Raw genomic sequence first — 1,878 nt, 5'->3', positions numbered from 1 at the left:
ACATATGGAAACGGGACACGCCGGACGGGTGGAACTGCCGACCCCGGCGGAAACAGGCAATCACTTAACACCTTATTTATATGGAACAGACAAAGAATGAACCGACGAAAGAGAACAAAGCTGCTCCCGAAACGGGGAAACCGAAAAAGGAGCGCGAACCGCTGACAGAGGCGCAACGGCTGAAACGGCAGAAGATGATCGTGCTGCCCGCTATGGTGTTGGTGTTCATCGGGGCGATGTGGCTGATATTCGCCCCGTCCTCCGGCAAGGAGCAACCGCCGGGAACGGACGGATACAACACCGAGATGCCCGACGCTGACAAGGCGAACCGGCAGATTATCGGCGACAAGCTGAAAGCCTACGAGCATGGGGAGATGGAAGAGCGTCAGGAGAGCCGCAACCGTGCCATCGGGCAGCTGGGCGACATGTTCGACCGCGAGATAGCGGGAACGGAGAACGGAGTGGACTTCGACCTCGCCAATCCGGGCGGCAAGGAAGAAAGGGCAAAGCCAGCCACGCCGCAGACCATCCAGTCCTCCGCAGCCGCCTACCGTGACCTGAACGCCACGCTCGGAAACTTCTACGACCAGCCGAAAAACGACAATGCGGAGATGGACGAATTGTTGGAGCGCATCGCATCGCTGGAGTCGGAACTGGAAAGCGAGAGGGGCAAGGCTTCCTCTATGGACGAGCAGGTGGCTCTTATGGAGAAGTCCTACGAGCTGGCGGCAAAGTACATGGGCGGTCAGAACGGAGGACAGCCATCGGCGGAACAGAGGGCAGAGCCAACTACCGTGCAGAAAGGGAAGAAGAACAAGGCAATGCCTATCAGACAGGTGGAGCATCAAGTAGTTTCTTCACTCTCACAGCCTATGAGTAACGCGGAGTTTGTCGCCGCCTTATCGCAGGAACGCAACCGGGGTTTCAACACGGCTGTCGGCACGGCGGAGGTATTGGACAGGAACACCATACCGGCGTGCGTGCATGGGGCGCAGAGCGTGACGGACGGGCAGACGGTAAGGCTGCGCCTGCTGGAGCCTATGGCGGTGGCAGGCAGGACAATACCCCGGGGTGCGGTGGTGGTCGGCACGGGCAAGATACAGGGTGAGCGGCTCGACATCGAGATTACCTCGCTGGAATACGACGGCACGATTATCCCCGTGGAGCTTGCGGTCTATGACACGGACGGACAGCCCGGCATCTTCATCCCGAACTCGATGGAGATGAACGCCGTCCGGGAGGTCGCCGCCAACATGGGCGGCTCGCTGGGAAGCAGCATCAACATCTCCACCAATGCCGGGGCGCAGCTCGCCTCCGACTTGGGCAAGGGGCTGATACAAGGCACGAGCCAGTACATCGCCAAAAAGATGCGAACCGTCAAGGTGCATCTGAAAGCCGGGTACAGGGTCATGCTTTACCAAGAAAAATATTGAAAACAATAAAAATTACCACTAAAATCCAAAAGTAATGAGAAAAGTAATCATCATGTTTGCCCTCGCTATGGGCATCATAACTGCCAACGCGCAGGAGAATGTAACCGTTGAAACGACCAACGGAAGTGAACAACCGACCTTGACGAAGGAGGTCTATCCGCAGAAGGAGGCGGACGGCGACCTATATCACGGGCTGTCACGCAAGCTGACCTTCGACCGCATGATACCGCCGCACGGTCTGGAAGTGACCTACGACAAGACCGTCCACGTCATTTTTCCGGCGGAGGTGCGCTATGTCGATTTAGGCTCGCCCGACCTGATTGCCGGGAAAGCCGACGGAGCGGAGAACATCATCCGTGTGAAGGCTACCGTAAGGAATTTTCCCAACGAAACGAATATGTCCGTCATCACGGAGGACGGCAGTTTCTACACCTTCAACGTGAAG

General features: G+C 57.2%; 2 protein-coding genes and 1 pseudogene. All 3 read left to right on the top strand.

Annotated elements, in window-relative coordinates:
* Positions 1-100, top strand: a pseudogene (locus HMPREF9442_RS15485) (TraL conjugative transposon family protein); the annotation flags it as partial.
* Positions 81-1,433: a conjugative transposon protein TraM gene (gene traM, locus HMPREF9442_RS00680; protein WP_004291521.1), complete on the top strand. Its 1,353-nt coding sequence runs from the start codon at positions 81-83 to the stop codon at positions 1,431-1,433. The pseudogene HMPREF9442_RS15485 and the gene traM, both read left to right, overlap by 20 nt.
* A 34-nt stretch (positions 1,434-1,467) precedes the next feature.
* Positions 1,468-1,878, top strand: a 411-nt coding sequence (locus tag HMPREF9442_RS00675; protein WP_008624160.1) for a DUF8473 domain-containing protein, incomplete at its 3' end; no start/stop codon positions are given.

It is taken from the genome of Paraprevotella xylaniphila YIT 11841 (genome assembly GCF_000205165.1).
Classification (GTDB): domain Bacteria; phylum Bacteroidota; class Bacteroidia; order Bacteroidales; family Bacteroidaceae; genus Paraprevotella; species Paraprevotella xylaniphila.
Note: the sequence above shows the minus strand (reverse complement) of the source record. Positions and strands in the feature narration are given on the sequence as shown.